Origin of the sequence: Asticcacaulis sp. AC466 (genome assembly GCF_000495815.1) — a bacterium.
In the GTDB taxonomy this organism is placed as follows: Bacteria; Pseudomonadota; Alphaproteobacteria; order Caulobacterales; family Caulobacteraceae; genus Asticcacaulis.
The window spans coordinates 1-373 of record NZ_AWGE01000062.1; the positions used below are offsets into that span (position 1 = coordinate 1).

The window sequence follows — 373 nt, forward strand, 5'->3', positions numbered from 1 at the left end:
CGGCCTTTTTCATGCTGGCATCGCTAACCGTTTTAAGCGCCTTCGGCGTGCTGGCTTTCGTTTCGTCGGTGCTGGTCGTCGCGCTGCTCAGTTGCACCAGCCCTTTCGCCGTGGTGCTGGCGTCCGGGTGGTTTCGGGTTTTCTCATGCACGGCGATCGCGTCGGCCACAAAATCCTTGGTCGCCAGTACGGTGTCGCCACCGGCGATCACCTGAATCGCCTCGGTGCTGCTGACAATCAGGATCATGCGCAGCGTCTGCGTGCGGCCGCTGCCCTCTTCAAGCTTCGGCTTGTAACTCTCCGCCATGTTGCTGACGGCAATCAGCGTCCCGGCCTCATCATAGAGGCCCATCTCACGCAGCCAGAAGCCGCC

1 protein-coding gene is annotated in these 373 nt (G+C 61.7%); it reads right to left on the reverse strand.

The window, feature by feature from the left end; translation table 11 throughout:
• Positions 1-373 (reverse strand): phage tail protein (locus AEAC466_RS43490; RefSeq protein WP_023460310.1); only part of this gene is annotated, 373 nt, incomplete at both ends.